General features: G+C 29.4%; 21 protein-coding genes. 17 read left to right on the plus strand and 4 right to left on the minus strand.

The window, feature by feature from the left end:
- The first annotated feature begins 77 nt into the window (after window positions 1-77).
- The gene (locus L8W69_RS03800; RefSeq protein WP_263666465.1) at window positions 78-1,178 is read left to right on the plus strand and encodes an HP0729 family protein; all 1,101 of its coding nucleotides are present in this window, start codon (window positions 78-80) and stop codon (window positions 1,176-1,178) included.
- Window positions 1,179-1,180: 2 nt separating this feature from the next.
- Here L8W69_RS03800 and L8W69_RS03805 read toward each other — a convergent pair whose 3' ends face one another.
- Window positions 1,181-1,468, minus strand: a complete 288-nt coding sequence (locus L8W69_RS03805; RefSeq protein ID WP_263666466.1) for a hypothetical protein — start codon at window positions 1,466-1,468, stop codon at window positions 1,181-1,183.
- 170 nt (window positions 1,469-1,638) lie between these two features.
- Here L8W69_RS03805 and L8W69_RS03810 point away from each other — a divergent pair, with 170 nt between their 5' ends.
- From L8W69_RS03810 to L8W69_RS03885, 16 genes are all read left to right on the plus strand, one after another.
- On the plus strand, window positions 1,639-2,853 hold the full coding sequence (locus tag L8W69_RS03810; protein ID WP_263666467.1) for a GTP pyrophosphokinase family protein: 1,215 nt from the start codon (window positions 1,639-1,641) through the stop codon (window positions 2,851-2,853).
- Entirely contained in the window at window positions 2,846-3,769 is a 924-nt protein-coding gene (locus L8W69_RS03815; RefSeq protein ID WP_263666468.1) for a hypothetical protein, read from the plus strand. Before L8W69_RS03810 ends, L8W69_RS03815 begins: the two co-directional genes overlap by 8 nt.
- Window positions 3,770-3,789: 20 nt before the next feature.
- Complete coding sequence (locus L8W69_RS03820; RefSeq protein ID WP_263666469.1) at window positions 3,790-5,988, plus strand: hypothetical protein; 2,199 nt, start codon at window positions 3,790-3,792, stop codon at window positions 5,986-5,988.
- Window positions 5,989-5,996: 8 nt separating this feature from the next.
- Window positions 5,997-6,677 (plus strand): hypothetical protein, encoded by a 681-nt coding sequence (locus tag L8W69_RS03825; RefSeq protein WP_263666470.1) that lies wholly within the window; start codon window positions 5,997-5,999, stop codon window positions 6,675-6,677.
- Between the two features lie 29 nt (window positions 6,678-6,706).
- Entirely contained in the window at window positions 6,707-7,384 is a 678-nt protein-coding gene (locus L8W69_RS03830; protein ID WP_263666471.1) for a hypothetical protein, read from the plus strand.
- A 16-nt stretch (window positions 7,385-7,400) separates the two neighbouring features.
- On the plus strand, window positions 7,401-7,682 hold the full coding sequence (locus L8W69_RS03835; protein WP_263666472.1) for a hypothetical protein: 282 nt from the start codon (window positions 7,401-7,403) through the stop codon (window positions 7,680-7,682).
- On the plus strand, window positions 7,675-8,151 hold the full coding sequence (locus tag L8W69_RS03840; RefSeq protein ID WP_263666473.1) for a hypothetical protein: 477 nt from the start codon (window positions 7,675-7,677) through the stop codon (window positions 8,149-8,151). Before L8W69_RS03835 ends, L8W69_RS03840 begins: the two co-directional genes overlap by 8 nt.
- On the plus strand, window positions 8,148-11,306 hold the full coding sequence (locus L8W69_RS03845; RefSeq protein WP_263666474.1) for an ATP-binding protein: 3,159 nt from the start codon (window positions 8,148-8,150) through the stop codon (window positions 11,304-11,306). Before L8W69_RS03840 ends, L8W69_RS03845 begins: the two co-directional genes overlap by 4 nt.
- 75 nt (window positions 11,307-11,381) lie before the next feature.
- A complete protein-coding gene (locus L8W69_RS03850) occupies window positions 11,382-11,738 on the plus strand; it encodes a hypothetical protein (protein WP_263666475.1) in 357 nt (118 codons plus the stop codon).
- Window positions 11,739-11,766: 28 nt separating this feature from the next.
- A complete protein-coding gene (locus L8W69_RS03855) occupies window positions 11,767-11,961 on the plus strand; it encodes a hypothetical protein (RefSeq protein ID WP_263666476.1) in 195 nt (64 codons plus the stop codon).
- A 75-nt stretch (window positions 11,962-12,036) separates the two neighbouring features.
- A complete protein-coding gene (locus L8W69_RS03860) occupies window positions 12,037-12,258 on the plus strand; it encodes a hypothetical protein (protein ID WP_263666477.1) in 222 nt (73 codons plus the stop codon).
- 48 nt (window positions 12,259-12,306) lie between these two features.
- The gene (locus L8W69_RS03865; RefSeq protein ID WP_261529851.1) at window positions 12,307-12,918 is read left to right on the plus strand and encodes a GTPase; all 612 of its coding nucleotides are present in this window, start codon (window positions 12,307-12,309) and stop codon (window positions 12,916-12,918) included.
- Window positions 12,915-13,328, plus strand: coding sequence for a hypothetical protein (locus L8W69_RS03870; protein WP_263666478.1), 414 nt, complete (start codon window positions 12,915-12,917; stop codon window positions 13,326-13,328). Before L8W69_RS03865 ends, L8W69_RS03870 begins: the two co-directional genes overlap by 4 nt.
- A 3-nt stretch (window positions 13,329-13,331) precedes the next feature.
- On the plus strand, window positions 13,332-14,165 hold the full coding sequence (locus L8W69_RS03875; RefSeq protein ID WP_257933260.1) for a hypothetical protein: 834 nt from the start codon (window positions 13,332-13,334) through the stop codon (window positions 14,163-14,165).
- Window positions 14,166-14,168: 3 nt separating this feature from the next.
- Window positions 14,169-14,474 (plus strand): hypothetical protein, encoded by a 306-nt coding sequence (locus L8W69_RS03880; protein ID WP_263666479.1) that lies wholly within the window; start codon window positions 14,169-14,171, stop codon window positions 14,472-14,474.
- Window positions 14,475-14,491: 17 nt separating this feature from the next.
- Entirely contained in the window at window positions 14,492-15,358 is an 867-nt protein-coding gene (locus L8W69_RS03885) for a helix-turn-helix transcriptional regulator (RefSeq protein ID WP_263666480.1), read from the plus strand.
- Here the strand turns inward: L8W69_RS03885 and L8W69_RS03890 are convergent.
- The 3 genes from L8W69_RS03890 to thrS are packed head-to-tail and all read right to left on the minus strand — an operon-like array spanning window position 15,355 to window position 18,810.
- On the minus strand, window positions 15,355-16,446 hold the full coding sequence (locus tag L8W69_RS03890; RefSeq protein WP_263661408.1) for a DNA adenine methylase: 1,092 nt from the start codon (window positions 16,444-16,446) through the stop codon (window positions 15,355-15,357). The two genes, L8W69_RS03885 and L8W69_RS03890, sit on opposite strands and share 4 nt — an antisense overlap.
- A 34-nt stretch (window positions 16,447-16,480) precedes the next feature.
- On the minus strand, window positions 16,481-17,002 hold the full coding sequence (gene infC / locus L8W69_RS03895; protein ID WP_039617082.1) for a translation initiation factor IF-3: 522 nt from the start codon (window positions 17,000-17,002) through the stop codon (window positions 16,481-16,483).
- Complete coding sequence (thrS, locus tag L8W69_RS03900; RefSeq protein WP_263666481.1) at window positions 16,999-18,810, minus strand: threonine--tRNA ligase; 1,812 nt, start codon at window positions 18,808-18,810, stop codon at window positions 16,999-17,001. Before thrS ends, infC begins: the two co-directional genes overlap by 4 nt.
- Between the last annotated feature and the right edge of the window lie 50 nt (window positions 18,811-18,860).

The following is an 18,860-nucleotide window of genomic DNA, read 5'->3' on the forward strand; positions in this document are numbered from 1 at the left end:
AAAATTAAATTCATTTCTTAAGAATTTTTTTAAAAAATTAAGTAAAATATCAAAATCAAACATTTTCAAGGAAAACTATGAACAATCTTTTAATCCTTTATAATCCTTACTACCAAGATGGTGTCATCAAAGAGCATTTGCATATTCTGCTTGATAAAGGTCAAGTTGCTTTTGCCAAAGTAAAATCAAAAATCAACGATCAAAGCAATTCTTTTGAAAAAGACTTAGATGAAATTTATACTAGCACTAGCAAAGATAATCCTTTGCAACTTTTTTTAAGTGATTATGCGAATTTATTTGTAGCAAAGGTCACAAAGGTAAGTAAAAGTTTAGATGATGAGAGTTTATTGCCAAGTTATTATAAAGAAAAGAATTTTAACATCGAGCATTATTTCATTATAGAAGATTTAAGAGAATTAGTTCGTGAAGATTTTACAACTGTTAAAAATCACTATCTATCAAATTTTACCACGCCAAATTATAAAAACAACTCTTATGCTATCTATGGAAATTCTTATATATATCCTTTAATCATCAAGCAAAAAAACGAGATTGATTATTTTTTAGATGAAACAAAACATTATTTGGATATTTATAAAAACCAAGAATATTTGCAAATTCAAGATATTTATAAAAAATACATCTTTGGAAATGAGCTTTTTCACCTTTTACATCCTGATAGCATTAGCAATATAATATACGCTGAAATGGAATTTGATAAAAACAAACAAGATCCTTTGTATGATTTTACTTCTATCATCGTTAAATACTCTAAAACCTTAGAATATGAAATTTATGATTTTTGTAAAAAAATATTTTTGCAACTTTGCCAAAAAGATGAAAGTATAAAAAATATAAGCTATAGCGTACAACAAAATGCTTATACATTAAATGATTTTTTTAAACACAAACCAAATATAGGTACAATGAAGTTTTTACTTATCAATAAACAAATTCAAGACTTACTTGAAATAAAATGTAAAAATTTTATCATTTATGAGCTTTGCAAGCATATAAATACTTTACAAGACATAAGAAACACAGCTGTACATGAAAAAGCCTCATCGCTAGAGCAAACTAAAAAGTTAAGAAATCTCATCTTAGGCATGGATACTTTTAGCATTTTAAAAGGAATTTTAATACAAAAGCAAAGATTAGACGATAAACAGGTGTTATAACATCATAACACTTGCTTATCAAGAAGTGCTGATACCACCAACCCCACAAAACCACATGTGCATAAACCATAGATAAATACTTTTTCTTTTTCATTTTTATACATATAAATTCCCCATAAAAATAAAACTACCATTGATAAGCTTGCCAAAACACCCCCGCCTATAAACTCAACAACTCCATACACAACACAAATACCAAATATAAACATAGCAAACATAAAAAACATCAAAAACAAACTAATATGTAAAAACACCATTGCTACCATACATAAAAGCACGACTATTACCATTTTAAATCCTTTCTTTTTTTAAAATGATACAAATTTTACATGTCAGGTTGTGTCATGACACAACCTGTCATAAAGCTAAAATATAATTTTGTTAGCAAAGTTAAATATCTTGACAATGGGGGGGGGGATTTGTATAATTTTTATTTTAATTTTAATGGAGAAAAAATATTATGATGTCTTTAGATGATACTTCTGTAACAAAAAATAACGGTATCGATACAACCTCACACTATAACATCGATCAAACAGTAGATGAATATAAAAATAAATGGAATTCATATGAATCTTTTAGATGTATTTTGGTTGAATATATTGATAAATTATTAGATAATGCCATAAAAGAAGGCAAAGTTAAACTTGATAAAAATGCCATAGAAATAAAATCAAGAACAAAAGCGATAGATAGTTTCAAAGGTAAAATTTCAAGAGATGATAAAAAATCAAAATATAAAAACCCTTTAGATGAAGTCACTGATTTAGTTGGGGTAAAAATTTTACTCACTTCTTTAAAAGATGAAAACATCTTATATGAGCTTTTAAAAATAGAACTCAAAGACAATATCGACTGGAAAAATAGCGTAGATAAAACACAAGATATCAAAAAAGAAAGAAAATTTGGTTACCTTGGAAGACATTTAGTTATAAGCTATGATGATAAAATGCTAAAACTAATTGAGGATAAAGATAAATACAATAGCGAGGATTTTACAAATTTCAAAGCAGAAATTCAAATCAAAACTCTTTTACAGCACGTTTGGGCTGAAGTAGAACACAAAGCTAGATATAAAGCAGGCGAAGAACTTGATGATGATAAAAAAAGATATTTTGATCGTTTGGCTGCTTTGATAGAAGTTGCTGATGATTTATTTAAAGATTTGGTAGAAGAAACCGAAAAAATGAATAAAAAATCAAGAAAACGCATCGATAAAGAACAAGATGAAGCAAACGAACAAGACAATATACAAAAAGAACCAAAAGTATTTATCAGCAGTAAAAACATAGCATTTTATTTAGCAAATGAAAAAGTGAAAGAAAAATTTAAAAAACTAAATAAAGAAAATGTTCTTTATGTTTTATATGATGAAGAGCCTAGTTTAATCAGTGCAAATTTTATAGAACTTTTAAAAACTATAAACATCTACCACACAAAAGATTTAAATTCATTATTTGATGATGAGAATAAAAAAATACTTTATGAATATGCACAAAAAATACTAAGCATGGATAAATCCCCAAGCAGATTACCAAAATTATCCATCATGCAAATTTTAGCTTATGCAAAAGCAAATCAAGAGCAAAAGGAGAAAATAAAAGAAAAAAAATTAATATTTGAAAGAACTTGTCGCATTATAGATAAACTAATAAAGGGAGATAATAATGAGTGAATTTAACACCTATAGCATTAGCATTAAAGATAAAAATGGTATGGGTTTTGAAGGTGAGCTGATCAATAAAAAAGAAGTTGATCATGCTTTACAAAATCTAAATAAAGAGCTAGAAAAAACTTCAAACGATCTTAAGAAAGCTCAAGAAGAATTAAAAGATTCTAAAGATAAATTGCTTCAATCTCAGATGAATTTAGATACAACTTCAGAAACACTAAAGAAAACTCAAAACGAGTTAGATTCTGAAAAAGAAAAACACACCGCGTGCGAAGTTAGATTAAAAGACAAAACAAATGAGCTAGAAAAAACTCAAAGTGCATTAGAAAAAACTCAAAATGAGTTAAAAGATGAAAAAGATAAAGCCAATAACTTTAAAGATAAATTAAGCAGTGCATTAAATGCATTAGAAAAAACCCAAAATGAATTAACATCCAAAGAAGAAAAACTTAACGAGTGCGAAACTGGATTAAAAGATAAAACAAATGAGCTAGAAAAAACTCAAAACGAGCTAGATAATATAAAAGAAAATACATATTTTTCTTTATACGAATACTATCAAGCAAATAAAGAAAATTTAAGAGAGTTTAATAGCAATGGTGTTAAAGATCAATGTGAGTTTCTTGTTAAAACATTAAATTTAGATAGTTTAAAAAATCTTCACTTTATAATCAAAACAAAAACACTAAGAGAAAGTAGTGATTTGCAATATTATGTTGATTTTTTTGAGAAACTATATAAAGCCTTGGAAAAATATCATGATAATTTAGAGCGTTTTGAAACAAAAGAAGGTGAAAAATTTAATGATCATAAGCATGATAAAATCCAAGGTAATAGCCAAGGCAAAATCAAAAAGGTTCTTTTTGTAGGTTTTAGAATATCAAATAACACATATAACTCACTTGTTGAAGTGGAATAAATAAATTTAAAAGGAAAAAAATGGAACAAACAAAAAATATCAAAGAAATTATTTTACATAAAGACGATGGCTTACTTCAAGCTATAGAAGGCATTAGAAATGGCGATGAAGTAGAGCTAAAAGAAATACAAAAAATTCTTTTAGAAGTTGATTATCATGCAGTAGGATTGGATGAATATGATTTGGGTTTATTAACAGATATCAATAGAGGTCATTGGGATATTTATAGAAGATCGGAAGAAACTTCTAATACCAAAACAATCAAAATAAAAGATGGAGACTTGATCGCTAGATCACCTTTACTAGACATCAAAAAAGGTGTAGTTGCTATTGACTTTGGAACCAAAAGCACGGTAGCTGGATTTTTAGATGAAAGATCTCACAAACAACTCATCCGTATAGGAAGTGGCAATAGAAAAGAAGAAAATAAAAACGATTATGAAAATCCAACAATAGTTGAGTTTGCGGATATTGATAGTTTTATGCGAGCTTATAATTACTGCAAATCACGCCCTTATACAAAATTTAATGACATCTCAGTCTCTCATGCTGCTTTAAGCAATTTAAATAATGCTGAAGATGAGGATTTTTATAGATTTTTCTCAAATTTAAAACAATGGGCAGGAAGCAGTGAAAATAAATTTCGCATAAAAGATAAAACTGGATTAATAAAAACACTAAAAGACTTTGTAGAATGTGATGATAAAGATTTAAATCCTATAGAGATTTATGCTTATTATATAGGAAGATATATTAACAATATGTATAGTGGTATATATTTAGAATACTTGCTTTCTTTTCCTGTTAAATACTCTTTGCAAGTTAGAAATAAAATCAAAGAAAGCTTTGAAAGAGGAATCAAAAGATCTATACCTTTTGCTGTTCTTTGTAGTGAAGAATTTAACCAAAGATTTAAAGTGATCTTAAGCGCAAGTGAGCCTGCTGCTTATGCGATAAGTGCGCTAAAAGAATATGACTTTGTAAAAAAAGACATGGAAGAACCTGTGCATTATGGTGTGTTTGATTTTGGTGGAGGGACTACTGACTTTGACTTTGGTATTTTAAGAAAAAGCAAAGGCAAAAAATATCCTTATGATATAGAACATTTTGGTGCTGATGGAGATCAATACTTAGGTGGGGAAAATTTACTTGAGTATTTAGTATATGAGATCGTAAAAACAAACAAAGAAGAACTTATAAAAGAAAATATATCTTTTACCAAGCCTGCAAATGCTCAAACTTTTGGAGGACATGAAAGTGTTATAAAAGATTCTCAAGAAGCTAGAAAAAACACTTCAATTCTCAAAGAACTACTTAGGCCTTTATGGGAAAATGTAGAAAATTTTAAAGATTTAAAAAACATAAATGAGTTATTAAAAATTGGAAAAATAGAAGAGGATGGCGATGGTTTTTACAAATTAAACATATATTTAAATAGAAATGATGATGGAGAAAATGATACAAAAGAAATGTCTTTAGTATTTGATCCACAAAAATTACTCTCTATCCTTGAAACAAAAATAAATGAAGGGGTTGATAAATTTTACCAAGCTTTCAAAAAAGCATCTCAAAAAATGGAAGGTTTAAAAACTTTAAATATTTTCTTAGGCGGAAACTCTTCTAGATCAAAACTAGTAAAAGATGCTTTTGAGAAATTAATAAACAAAGCAAAAGAAAATGGAGATGTAACAGAATATAAAATTTTCCCTCCACTTGGAACCCAAGAAGCAGATGAAATGATAAAAGATCTAAAAGGAGAAGAAGCTTTAGAACAAGATCTATCTAAAAAGGTAACTTGCAAGACAGGGGTTGTTTTTGGCTTGCTTGATGGTAGAAAAAGAGGAAATTTCAACATTATTTCAGAAGTAGGTGTTGATGATGAGGCTAAGTTTAACTACTATATTGGTAAAGATGATGGTGAGGGAAATTTTGAAATGATCATCGATAAAGACAGCATAGATGTAAATAGTGGGGAATTAAAACAATTATTTGATTATGCTGATATTGATGAATTTGAAATTTATTACACTAAAGACTCAAGAGCTAGTACAAACAAACTTCCTCTTAGTGAAACAAGCATGACAACCTTGCGTCTTGATAAAGAATACGCAGAAGATGATGCAATATGCATAAAAATAACAGGCCCTGACACTATAAAACATTGTGTTTGTAAAGAGGGAAAATCTATAAAAGAATTTGATGAAACGAAATTAAAATAAGAGATAAAATGGAACAAGCAAAAATTATTGACATGCGCCAACGCATTAGTGAATTTGCAAACATTGTAAATAGTGCTTGCGTAATTAGTGGATCTATTTTAGCTCTTGCTGAAAAATTTTTAGGCGATAAATATCCGCACTTAAAAACCGCATCAATCATCATAAGTATAATAGGACAAATCACAGGATTGTTTAATAAAGATGATAATGTTGAAGATCTTGGTGCAGCCATGAGACAAAGCGATAAAAAACCTGAAGATTTTGATAGTATTAATGCTTATATTGATTATCTTAAGAGTGAGATTAAAGCAGGAAATATTAATCTTAATGAAGAAAAAACAGATATACAAAAAGCCGTTGATACAGCTTTGGGTTCAGGTTTAACCATAAAAGCTTTAGATGAAAAATACTCTTTAAAAACAAGTGCTGAATTTTGGAATTTCACTGCGAAAAAAGTGGATGAAGGCAAGCTTGATGCAACAGATGTTAATTCTTTATTAAAAACTGCAAGTGAGAAAAAGATTGATGTTAATGATGTAGCAAATTATGTAGATGATAAAAAGCTTGAAAGTGGAGCAAGTAAAAGTGAAATTTCTGCTTTTATAAAAGAAAGTTTTAAAGAAGCTAATCCAAGTTTAAGTGATGATGATGTTACAAGCAAATTTAATACACTTGTAATAAAAGATTAAAAATAAAAATTCAAAACAAAGGAGACAAAATGGGAATTTTTAGTGCTATAGGTGGTTTTATTAGTAGTTGTGCAAGTGCTATAGGTAGTGCATGCAAAGCTATAGGTGGGGCTATTATGGATGGAATTGGAAAGCTAGCTGGAGCTATACTTCCTCATATTGGGACCTTATCAAGCATTTTAAACATAATAGGACAAATCACAGGATTGTTTAATAAAGATGATAATGTCGAAGATCTTGGTGCAGCCATGAGACAATGCGATAAAAAACCTGAAGATTTTGATAGTATTAATGCTTATATTGATTATCTTAAGAGTGAGATTAAAGCAGGAAATATTAATCTTAATGAAGAAAAAACAGATATACAAAAAGCCGTTGATACAGCTTTGGGTTCAGGTTTAACCATAAAAGCTTTAGATGAAAAATACTCTTTAAAAACAAGTGCTGAATTTTGGAATTTCACTGCGAAAAAAGTGGATGAAGGCAAGCTTGATGCAACAGATGTTAATTCTTTATTAAAAACTGCAAGTGAGAAAAAAATTGATGTTAATGATGTGGCAAATTATGTAGATGATAAAAAGCTTGAAAGTGGAGCAAGTAAAAGTGAAATTTCTGCTTTTATAAAAGAAAGTTTTAAAGAAGCTAATCCAAGTTTAAGTGATGATGGTGTTACAAGTAAATTTAATACACTTGTAAGAAAAGATTAAAAATAAAAGAGACGAAATGAGAAATTGGAATTTTTGGAATGGTTTTAGTTTGCATAGCAATATTGAAGAAGAAGAATACATAGAAAGGAATGCTAAAATACGCATTCCTTTAAACCAGCAAACATACACTTTTAAAGAAGATTATACTCTATATAATGAAAAAGATTTTTTTGATTTTAATAAAAATTTAACGACTAATACAAATCTTAAAACAATAAGCAAAGCTAAAAAAATACAAATTAAAAAATTTGTCACTCAACTTGAAAAGTTAAAACAAAACAAGGAAAAGAATGATTAGAAATTTATTTTTAATAGATAATGAAAAAATAGCAGTGTTTAGATATAGAAACGAAAACATAGAACCTATAAAAAAAGAAGGTGAAGTTTTTTTTACCATAGACGAGGATTTTTGGATTTGGTGGGAAAAGACGGTTGAATATATCAAAGATGATGAACTTGATCTATGTTTTGTATGGAATAAAAAAAATGAGTTGATTTTTAATCATTCTTTTTTTGTTGAAAATTTAGAAGATACTATATGGGATATAAGCATAGTAAAAAAGATACTAAATAAATACATACCACATTCTAAGCTTATCAATAAACAAGAAACGCATACACAAAATTCATTTTATACTAATGTTTCTTTGCAAGATAAAGTTTCAAAAGATGTTTGTATAGAAGGGGCTTTAAAACAAGAAACAAAAGCACAAAAATATTTTAGAGAGCTAATGGAAAAAGAAGCACAAGAAAGGAAAAGCAAATGAAAAAGACCATAGAAACCATTACACTTCATACAAATAATTTATATTTAAATCATAAAACAAATATTACCACACTTAAAACAGATGAACTAGATATAAGCGATGTGGCTTTATATAAAGTAGATAGCATTACCTTTAAAAAAGATGCGCCAAAAAGACAAGCTTTAGAAAACGTTTTAAGCACTCTTAGAATAGAAGGTGTTAATTTTATATATTTAATTTTAGGTAATGATGAGGGTATTGAGTTTTATTATGGTATTAGTAGAGATTATTCTAAATCATCGCCAAGTTTAAATATACAAGAAATAGGAGAATTTTTACTATGTCCTAGCATAAAAGGAAATTTTAGAGGTAGCAAAGTAGAAGTTGTCACAGGAGAATCTAAAAGAAAACTTTTAGACAAAATTACAAATAATCAATACCAAAGTATCATAGAAGGTGTTCCTGGTATTTTAGAAAACAAAGATGAATTCCAAGGGGTAGATAGACTTGCAGATACTATGGGGATAAATTCTGAATTTGGCTTTATGATCATAGCTTCTTTGGTGGATGATAAAACTATAGCAGATATTGAAAAAAATATATTTGATATTTATGATATGCTAAGTCCTATGGCAAAACAAAGCAAGCAAGAATCACAAAGTAAAAATTTTGGTACCAATGAAAGCAAAAGCATAGGCACCAATGAGAGTAAAAATACAGGCACTAGCGAAAGTAAAACCACGGGTACTAATGAAAGCAAAAGCATAGGCACCAATGAGAGTACAAACACAGGAACAAATGAAGGTGAAAGTAGAAGTGAAGCGACAAATTCTGGAGAAAGTAAGCAAAGTGGAACTAGCGAAAGTAAAACCTTTGGAACTTCTAGCGGATCTAGCGATAATGGAAGTAGTTATTCTACAAACAAAGGAAGCTCTGAATCTAAAAGCATAACTACAAATAGCAGCATAACAATCACCGGTGGAAAAAGCCAAACTATATCAAAAAACATTGGAAATAGCGAAAGTAAAACCACAGGTACTAGCGAAGGAACTACAACAGGTACTAATGAAAGCAAAACCACAGGTACTAGCGAAGGAACTACAACAGGTACTAATGAAAGCAAAACCACAGGTACTAGCGAAGGAACTACAGAATCTACAACAACCACCACAGAATCAACCAACAAACAAATGCAAGATTGGGTAAAATACATAGATGAAATTTTACTACCTAGAATAGACTATGGCAAAGGAAAAGGACTTTTTACAAGCTCTATGTTTTGCTTTGCAAATTCAAAGGCTGTTTTACAAAAACTTGAAAATACCATTATATCTTTATTTAGCGGAGAAAGTGGAAACAAACTTCCACTTAGAGCGTTTTTACTAGATAATGGCAAAAGACTTCATGCTTTTAGAAATTTACAACTACCAAAAATACAAATGAATCAAGATGATGAAAAAATTTCATCATTATTTTCTCAAAGCTCGCATTCTCTTGGAAATTTAATAAGCTCTAAAGAGCTAAGTTTAATCGCAGATTTACCGAAAAAAGAGGTGGTAGGTTTAGAGCTTAATGAGGAAGTTGAATTTGGATTAAACTATAAACAATTTTCTCAAGAAAATTCTTTAGTTCTTGGAAAATTAATACAAAGCGGCAATATCACAAACAAAGAAGTAAGTATAAACAAATTTGAGCTTGATAAACATATATTTATCACAGGTGTAACAGGAAGTGGAAAAACAACAACTTGTCAAAATATACTCATCAACTCAAACAAACCATTTTTAGTAATAGAACCTGCTAAAACAGAATATAGAATTTTAAAAAATATCTATGATGACTTACTTATCTTTACACTAGGAAATGATACATTATCACCTTTTAGACTAAATCCTTTTGAATTTTTTCCTCATGAGAGCATTACTTCAAGAGTAGATATGATAAAAGCTAGTATAGAGGCTGCATTTGACATGGAAGCTGCTATACCTCAAATCATAGAAAGTGCAATATATGAGTGCTATAAAGACAAAGGCTGGAATATATCTACCAATAAAAATGAAATTTATGAAGAAAGTGCCTTTGATGAAGGGGTTTATTCTTTTCCGACCTTGCAAGATTTAATTGAAAAAATAGAAGATGTAGTAAAAACTCAAGGTTTTGATGAGAGATTAAAAAATGATTATATAGGTTCTATTAAAGCTAGATTAAATGGGCTTTTAGTTGGATCAAAAGGCTTTATGTTAAATACTAAAAGATCAATAGATTTTAGAAAGTTGCTTGATAAAAAAGTAGTGTTTGAGCTTGAGGAGATTAGAAATGGTAATGAAAAATCTTTAGTAATGGGATTTATACTTACTAATTTTGTAGAGGCCATCAAAGCAAATTTCAAAACTAGCCAAAATAAACATGGCTTAAAACACATACTTTTAATAGAAGAAGCACATAGATTATTAAGTAAGTATGAAGCGGGAGATAGTTTAAATAAAAAACAAGGTGTTGAAGTATTTACTGACATGCTTGCTGAGATTAGAAAATATGGCGAATGCTTAATGATAGCTGATCAAATTCCAAACAAGCTCACCCCAGAAGTATTAAAAAATACAAACACAAAAATCGTTCATAGAATTTTTGCTGCAGATGATAAAAAAGCTATCGCAAATACCATGGCTTTAGAAGATGAGCAAGCAGAATTTTTAAGCAAACTAGATATAGGAACAGCTATTGTCTTTTCAGGTGGATTTTCTAAAGCAGTAGCTGTAAAAATCAACCAAAGTTCAAATACAACTTCAAATGAATTGATAAATGAAGAAATAATCCAACACAATATTTACAATTTCTATGCTAAAAACTATAAAGATGGTGTTATACTTGGCTCAGCTTGGCTAGAAAATGCAGATATTAAAACGATAGAGAATCTGTTAAACCTTCAAAGAAGAAATATAATGAAAGCTTTAAAAGATCACTACGACAAAAAGCAAAAAATTGCGCCAAAAATTTTAGAAAATTTAAAACCTATTGCTCAAATTTTTGATCTTACTTTCTTAGCAAGATTTTTTATACTTGAAAACAATCTTGATGAGAACAAGCTTAATATAGCTTATGATTTCTTGTATAAATATCTAAACAACTCTATAGAAAATAAAGACGTAGAACATTTTAAAAATAATTTATTTTAATACCCTAAAACGACACAACCTGTCATAAAGCTAAAATATAATTCCTTTTGTAAATCAAAACAAAAGGAGTTATTTATGGGAAAATTAGGTTTTATTTTAGGTGGAGTTGCTTTAGCTGCAACTGGATATGGATTAAAAAAATGGTATGACAAAACCAAAGAAGAAAATGCATACTGGACTGATGATCCAAAAGACATAGCATGTGAAATGCTTGGACAAGCTGCTGAAAAAGTTTATAATGTAGTTGATGCGGTGGATGATAAATTTTTCAACGAGCCTTTGGTTGTTGCAGATTTATTTGGCGGAAAAGAAACCATAGAAAATAATCCCGAGCTTAAAGAAAAATACGAGCAAACACGCGCTAGCATAAAAGAGATTTTTGAAAATGCAAATCCAAGTGAAATAAAAGAGCAAAAAATGGATAATTTTTAACAGCTCACAAAACAAAAAAAGGAAATTAATGATACGTCCTATGCCGTTTAAAAAAGTATGTAAAAAATGCGGGTATTCTAAAGTAATAGTTCCAAAATCTGATGTTATATCTTTTAGTGGTGAAATTTTTTCTTGCCCAAAATGCAAAGAACCTCTCCAAAGAAAAAACGCTAATGCCTTAGAAATGGCATTTAGCACTATATTAAGTGCTTTTAAAAGATAATGCTAATTTACGACATAACCTGTCATAAAGCTAAAATATAATTCCTTTTGTAAGTCAAAACAAAAGGAATTATTTATGGCGGTTGTAATTGGTATTATAGTCATGATAGCTACTGCTATATGGGCTATTGCCTGCGGAGCTTTTTGGGCTTTACTTATATTTGTTTTATATTGTGTTATTTTGCCAAGTTTATTTTTAATAGAAAAATACGGAATTACAAATGTAGCGGTGTCTTATGCGCTAATTTTAGCGGGTATAATGGTGCTTGCAAGGATCATTAAAAGCAATAAAACTTAAGCAAATTTAGATACAATAAAAAATAAATTCGAAGTTGAAAGGGAAAAGATGGTTTGGTTTTTAGCACCAGTAGCTGTAGCAGCAGGAATAGGAGCGTATGCAGCGTATAAATCATATAAAAATGATAATGATATAGACGATGATATTAGCAATTTTGCAAAAGACAAAAATGTTATGTTTGCAGGTGAGCCAATGGCAGGAAAAACTACTATTTTTAAAATAATCACAAAAAAAATTGATAAAATAGATGAACATATCGCTACAAATACAGGCAAGAAAGAAAAATATGAAAATCTTCATTTTATAGATCATGGGGGTTCAAAAGCTCAAATAATTGATAGAAATAAATCATTCACAAACTTAAATAATGGCGATTATGTGGTATATGTTTTTGATTCTTCTAAATACAATAAAGATAAAAATATTAAATTTGGTATGGATTTTTGGAAAAAACGCATTGTTGATGAAGAAAAAAATAATGGCAAAAAAATCAATTATATTATTATAGGAACAAGAGCAGGTGAAACCAAAAAAGATATAATGAACGATATTAAACAAAATATTAGTAATGCTAAGGTTGAAATTTTTGAACTTTTAGGTGATCAAAGTGATGACCATTATAAAAAAATTCATAAAGAACTAATGGGGTTGTTTGAATGATTTTTATCACTATACAAGATATCGAAGGTGATTCTCATACTAGCATAAAAAATGGAGTTTTCTTAAAAGATATCAAACAAGAAAAAGAAATTAGCAATTTATATAAGATCATCAATACCTATAAACTCGATGGAAATCATATCGGATTTAAAAAGTTACCTAACAACCTATCTTTTTATGTGATAAAACACCCTATAAAAGATAAATTAGATAGAACAAGACTTGCTATGATCATAATGGATGAAAATTTACAAAGTAAAAATGTAAAAGATAGCATTAATAAAGCGGGTTTGAATTATGATGATTTTTTAAATTTACAAAAACAAGATAATTCCAAAATATATAAAATTTCAGGAATTTTACTGCTATTGATTGCAGCAACACTTATATATATAGCGACAAAGGATTAAAACATGGAAGAATATTTACTTATTACAAATGACCAAAATAAATACGATATAGAACAACTTGGCGAAGAAACCCAAGAATTAAGAGAAAATATCAAAATAGTTGATTCTCAAGAACTAAAAAAATTAAAAAAGAAAGATCTTATTTTTCACTTATCCGATAGAAAATACCAACTACAAGATTTGTTAAAAGTAGAGAATTTAAATATATGCTTATGTCCATCTCCAATATACGAAAATGTATATTATGATATAGCTTGTTTTGATAGGTATTATATAGAAGACACTGAAGAAATTATACAGTTATTAGCAGGATTTATGGGTGCAAAAAGATGTGAAATTAAATTTGTAAGCAAAGAAGAATATAAAGCAAAATATGAAAATAATTTTGAAGCTGACTTAAATATCAACTATACCTTATATGCAAAGGGTAAAGCAAATTACAAGCAGACCGATCTTGATAAATCTTCTAACTTTAAAGAGCTACAAAAAAACGAAATGCGGACTTCTGAAAATGGTCTCAGTGGAAAGTTAACAAAAGAAGAATTACAAAAATATATAGAAGAACATCATATATATATTGAAAAATTACCCACTTCGTTTAAATCTGCATTAAAAGCTTATTTGAAAACTGGTAAAGTAGGAGGACAATCTATATCAAAAAAATATGAAAAAATTAATCAAGACATCGAAAAACAATCTATAAAATCAGGTTCTATAAAAGCTCAAATTGTAAAACTACCTTTAAATATAGGAACTAAATTTGACTATCAAAAAACATCAAACGAAAGTTCTCTAAGAGATTTTTTAGTTGAATATTTTATAGACTTTGGAGATTAAGTCATGCTAAACAAACTACCTCAACTTTTTTCATTGCTTTTTAGCTATAAATCAAACATCTTTGATATCATCTCAAAGCCAAAGCAAGCTTATACTTACACTAAGTTTGCTTTAGAGCTAAAAGAGCTTTATGAAAAAGAAAATGACAAAACAGAAGCCGCTTTTATCATCCTAGATAGAGTACTTAAATTTAAAAAAGAAAATCCTGATGATTTTAGTGATTTTTTAAAACTTATTCAAGAGCTTTTAACTACCTATGAAAATGATCCAAAAACAATCAAACAAAACATCAAAGATTTGCTAAAATAAACAAAAAAAGGTTGTATATGGAAAAAGACAAGCTTTCTACGCGTTTAGTTTCTATACTGCAGTGTTTAAACAATGGAGAGCGTTTTAGCTTAAAAGAGCTTGCGCAAGAATTTAATGTCAGCATTCGCACCATACAAAGAGACTTACATGAACGCCTTGCTTTTATCCCTATAAAAAAAGAAAATGGAAAGTATTTTTTAGAAGGCTATGTTTTAGGAAAATTAAGCTTTAAAGATATACAAAATTTTGCTATTTTAAGCGGTATAGGTAGGCTTTATCCTAGTTTAGATAAAGAGTTTTTAAACGACTTGCTTAATGAAAAAATCAATAAAGCCTTTTTAGTCAAAACCAAAAGCTATGAAACACTTGATAGAGAAGTTTTTGAGGAACTAAGTGCAGCTATCATAGCAAAATACCCCATTAGTTTTCACTACAAAGAAAAATGCAGAAAAGCCAATCCATACAAACTCATCAATATTGATCACATATGGTATCTTTTAGCAGATGAAAACGATACTTTAAAAACCTTTGCTTTTTCTAAAATCACACAACTAAGAGTGGAAAAAAAAGAAATTTTTACCCCAAAAGAAGAGTTTTTAAAACAAATTCAAAAAGATCAAAGCAACTGGATTAGTAAAGAAAACAAAGAAGCTATTTTAAAACTTGATAAAAAAGCTAAAGAATATTTCTTAAGAAAAAATGCCCTTACTAAATACGAATTTATAGATGAGGATGAGAATTTTATTTACATCAAGGCATTTTATACCTATGATGATGAGCTTTTAAATTTAATAAGATATTGGATACCATATATTAAAATAAACAAACCTATCGCTTTAAAAGAAAAACTTTTTGAGCAGTTAAATACATACATGCAAGATTAGCGTTTTTTTAATACATAAAGTTGTTCTTGTATATGCATAGAGCGCTTAGAAAGGTTTCTACTAGCTCTAAAGGCATTATACTTTTGCTCAAGCACAAAACATTCTCCAAGACTTTGAAGTCTTTTTGTGAATTTTTCTTTTTTTACAAAACCCTCACAATTATAAGAAAGCAATACAATCTTGGCTTTTAAATCATTTATCAAATCAAACAAAGCATCTTCGGCTTTTTTTTCTTTGTTAAAAGCACTGCGGTTCCAGTCTTTTGGTATACCAGAAACCTTTGAAATTTCCTTTGGCTTTTTATAATTAGCGATTAAATTTAACATAAAATAATTTGATCCATAAGGGTGTTGATTATAAGGTGGGTCTAAATACGCCACATCAAAGCCATCAAGCTCTTTAGCTAAAACATTTGCATCCTTTTGAAAAACCTCATACTCACAAGTAAAATTTGAAAAAATAGGCATTTTTAAAGCTATATCACCCTTTATACGACTAAGCGCATTTGCTCCATTTCCTCCAAATTTTCCCACTCCATTTTTATCTTTATAAAAGCCTTTAAAAACCCCGCTTGTATTTGCATGTACACTTGCTTCATAGATAAGCGGTGCGATGAAGTATTTTTGAATTTCTTTCGGCAGGCTTGAAATTTTTTCTCGCATAGAGTCTAAATACATAGCGTTTTTAAGTGTGTAGAAAACTCTTTCATTCTTTTGGATATACTCATCATCATTTGGCGCATAAAGCTTGCTTATAAAGCCTTTTTTGAGTTTTAAATCAGAAGTTAAAAAAGCATAATGTTTTTGTAATTCTTGTAAAAATTTCGCGTTTTGATTGCTTAAATAACACTCATTGATGATTTTAGAATAATCTTCCAAATCATTTGCCATGATAAAACTCGCATAAGGCTTCACAAAACGCGAAACTACCCCAGAGCCACTAAATACATCACAAAAACTAAATTTGTCTTTTTTAAGCTCATTTTGTGCGAATTTAAAGCCTTGATTTAAAAACTCGAGTAAAGATCTTTTATTACCAAGATAAGTTATGATTTGTTCTTTTAAAAATTGTGGATTTTCTTCTAGCATAAGTTTAAAATACAAGCCTTAAAAAGGCTTGTGATTATTTTTTCTTTTTAGGAGTTACTAGCATATTTACATAGCGTCCTTCGAGTAAAGGCTCTTTGTCTCTATCTGCTATATCTTCAACCATTTGCCAAATTTTTTCAAGCAAAGCTACCCCTGCTTCAGGAGAGCCCATCTCACGACCTTTTAAAAACACTCTAAATTTCACATGCTTGCCTTGCTCTAAAAACTCGCTTGCATGTTTGACTTTATAATTAATGTCATTTTGAGCGATTTTCACAGAAAGTTTGATTTCTTTTATATCAATAACTTTTTGTTTTTTCTTTGCTTCTTTTTGTTTCTTTTCTTGTTGATAACGGAATTTTCCATAATCCATTATCTTACATACAGGTGGTTTGGCTTCAGGGGCTATCATCACCAAATCAAGCCCTAGTCTATTTGCTATATCTAGTGCTTCATCACTACTAATAATGCCATAAACCTTGCCATCATCACCTATACATCTGATCTCATCTGCTTGAATTTCTTCATTTAGCAATACTTCTTTTTCTTTACTCAAAAGCGTACCTCACTTAATTTCTCCTTTGTTAGGGTTATAAATTCATCTAAAGTCATTGTTTTTTGTTCTTTTGCTCTTCTATCTCTTAAAGCCACACTTTTGTTTGCTACTTCTTCATCGCCTAAAACAAGTATCATAGGCACATGTGCTTTTTCGGCTGTGCGGATTTTTTTATTTAAGCTTTCATTTTTATTATACACTTCACTATCAATGCCAAGTTCTAAAAGTTTTCTTGCTATTTCTTTTGCATAATCATGATGATTTTGCGAAATAGGTACTATAGCTACTTGAGTTGGCGCTATGAAAAATGGCAACTCACCCGCACAATGCTCTACTAAAATTCCTATAAATCTTTCAAAAGAACCCAAAATAGCACGGTGAAGCATTACAGGTTGTTTTTTCTCATTATCTGCGTCTGTGTATTCGAGTTTAAAACGGCTTGGTAAGTTAAAATCTACTTGTATAGTTCCACACTGCCATTTTCTTTTTAGCGCATCAGTGATTTTAATATCGATTTTTGGGCCATAGAAAGCTCCACCGCCCTCATCAATGCCATATTTTAAACCTTGCTCATCTAAAGCTTCTTTTAAAGCCTTTGTAGCTATATCCCAAATTTCATCATCGCCTATTGCTTTTGCCGGACGTGTTGAAATTTCCATTTCATAATCAAACTCAAAAGCCTTCATCAAAGTATCAACAAAGCTTAAAATTTCTAAAACTTGTTCTTTTATCTGAGTTGGCATACAAAAAATATGTGCATCATCTTGAGTGAATTCTCTTACCCTAAAAAGCCCGTGCAAAACTCCACTTTTTTCATGGCGGTGCACCACGCCGTATTCAAAAAATTTCAAAGGTAAATCGCGATAACTTCTAACATCACTTTGATAAATTTTAATATGTCCTACACAATTCATCGGCTTAATGCCATATTCTTGCTCATCAATTTGCGTAAAATACATATTTTCTTTATAGTTTGCATAATGCCCACTAATTTTCCACGCATCAGCTTTTAAAAGTTCAGGCCCACGCACAGGCTCATAGCCTCTTAATCTATGTGCTTTATATAGCAAATGCTCTAATTTGCTTCTTAATTTTGCACCATTGCTAAGCCATATAGGAAGCCCACCACCTATTTCATCATCAAAGGCAAAAAGCTTCATTTCATTACCAAGTTTTCTATGATCTCTTTTTTTAGCTTCTTCAATAATTTTTAAGTATTCATTTAAACTTTCTTTATCTGCAAAGGCAGTACCATAAATTCTTGTGAGCATTTCTCTTTTTTCATCACCACCCAAATACGCTCCCGCTACACGAGTAAGTTTGAAAAATCTTAAATATCTAGTATTTGGTACATGAGGTCCACGGCATAAATCTTCAAATTCGCCTTGCTTATAAATACTTACTTTTCCATCAGGAATTCTTAGTAAAACTTCTTGTTTTAAATCATCATTAGCAAATTTTTCTTTAACCTCAGTCTTTGAGAGTTCATATTTTGTGATGTCTAGCTTTGCTTCAGCTAGTTCTTTCATTTTCTTTTCGATTTTGCTTAAGTCTTCTTCTGAAATCTTACTATCAACTCTAAAATCATAATAAAACCCATCTTCTATCACAGGTCCTACGAAAAATTTAGCCTCTGGATACAAACTTTTAATCGCTTGAGCCATTAAATGCGCACAAGAGTGGCGGATAACTTCTAAACTTTCTTTAGAGTTATCAAAATAAATCGGAGTTAAATTTGTATCATTGTTAAAACTTTGAGTATCTACTAAAGTTTCATTATTTGCATATGCAATTATATCTTTTGTCATTTCTACCCTTAACACTCACTAACCTTGTGAGCTTAAATTAAAATATAAGA

The sequence above is a fragment of the Campylobacter sp. CNRCH_2016_3089 genome (assembly GCF_025772505.1).
GTDB classification, from domain to species: Bacteria; Campylobacterota; Campylobacteria; order Campylobacterales; family Campylobacteraceae; genus Campylobacter_D; species Campylobacter_D lari_D.

What these genes read in the sequence shown, in the direction of transcription:
- L8W69_RS03800 (WP_263666465.1), top strand. Translation starts at nt 78, where the DNA reads ATGAACAATCTTTTAATCCTTTATAATCCTTACTACCAAGATGGTGTC.
- L8W69_RS03805 (WP_263666466.1), bottom strand. Translation starts at nt 1,468, where the DNA reads ATGGTAATAGTCGTGCTTTTATGTATGGTAGCAATGGTGTTTTTACAT.
- L8W69_RS03810 (WP_263666467.1), top strand. Translation starts at nt 1,639, where the DNA reads ATGATGTCTTTAGATGATACTTCTGTAACAAAAAATAACGGTATCGAT.
- L8W69_RS03815 (WP_263666468.1), top strand. Translation starts at nt 2,846, where the DNA reads ATGAGTGAATTTAACACCTATAGCATTAGCATTAAAGATAAAAATGGT.
- L8W69_RS03820 (WP_263666469.1), top strand. Translation starts at nt 3,790, where the DNA reads ATGGAACAAACAAAAAATATCAAAGAAATTATTTTACATAAAGACGAT.
- L8W69_RS03825 (WP_263666470.1), top strand. Translation starts at nt 5,997, where the DNA reads ATGGAACAAGCAAAAATTATTGACATGCGCCAACGCATTAGTGAATTT.
- L8W69_RS03830 (WP_263666471.1), top strand. Translation starts at nt 6,707, where the DNA reads ATGGGAATTTTTAGTGCTATAGGTGGTTTTATTAGTAGTTGTGCAAGT.
- L8W69_RS03835 (WP_263666472.1), top strand. Translation starts at nt 7,401, where the DNA reads ATGAGAAATTGGAATTTTTGGAATGGTTTTAGTTTGCATAGCAATATT.
- L8W69_RS03840 (WP_263666473.1), top strand. Translation starts at nt 7,675, where the DNA reads ATGATTAGAAATTTATTTTTAATAGATAATGAAAAAATAGCAGTGTTT.
- L8W69_RS03845 (WP_263666474.1), top strand. Translation starts at nt 8,148, where the DNA reads ATGAAAAAGACCATAGAAACCATTACACTTCATACAAATAATTTATAT.
- L8W69_RS03850 (WP_263666475.1), top strand. Translation starts at nt 11,382, where the DNA reads ATGGGAAAATTAGGTTTTATTTTAGGTGGAGTTGCTTTAGCTGCAACT.
- L8W69_RS03855 (WP_263666476.1), top strand. Translation starts at nt 11,767, where the DNA reads ATGATACGTCCTATGCCGTTTAAAAAAGTATGTAAAAAATGCGGGTAT.
- L8W69_RS03860 (WP_263666477.1), top strand. Translation starts at nt 12,037, where the DNA reads ATGGCGGTTGTAATTGGTATTATAGTCATGATAGCTACTGCTATATGG.
- L8W69_RS03865 (WP_261529851.1), top strand. Translation starts at nt 12,307, where the DNA reads ATGGTTTGGTTTTTAGCACCAGTAGCTGTAGCAGCAGGAATAGGAGCG.
- L8W69_RS03870 (WP_263666478.1), top strand. Translation starts at nt 12,915, where the DNA reads ATGATTTTTATCACTATACAAGATATCGAAGGTGATTCTCATACTAGC.
- L8W69_RS03875 (WP_257933260.1), top strand. Translation starts at nt 13,332, where the DNA reads ATGGAAGAATATTTACTTATTACAAATGACCAAAATAAATACGATATA.
- L8W69_RS03880 (WP_263666479.1), top strand. Translation starts at nt 14,169, where the DNA reads ATGCTAAACAAACTACCTCAACTTTTTTCATTGCTTTTTAGCTATAAA.
- L8W69_RS03885 (WP_263666480.1), top strand. Translation starts at nt 14,492, where the DNA reads ATGGAAAAAGACAAGCTTTCTACGCGTTTAGTTTCTATACTGCAGTGT.
- L8W69_RS03890 (WP_263661408.1), bottom strand. Translation starts at nt 16,446, where the DNA reads ATGCTAGAAGAAAATCCACAATTTTTAAAAGAACAAATCATAACTTAT.
- thrS (WP_263666481.1), bottom strand. Translation starts at nt 18,810, where the DNA reads ATGACAAAAGATATAATTGCATATGCAAATAATGAAACTTTAGTAGAT.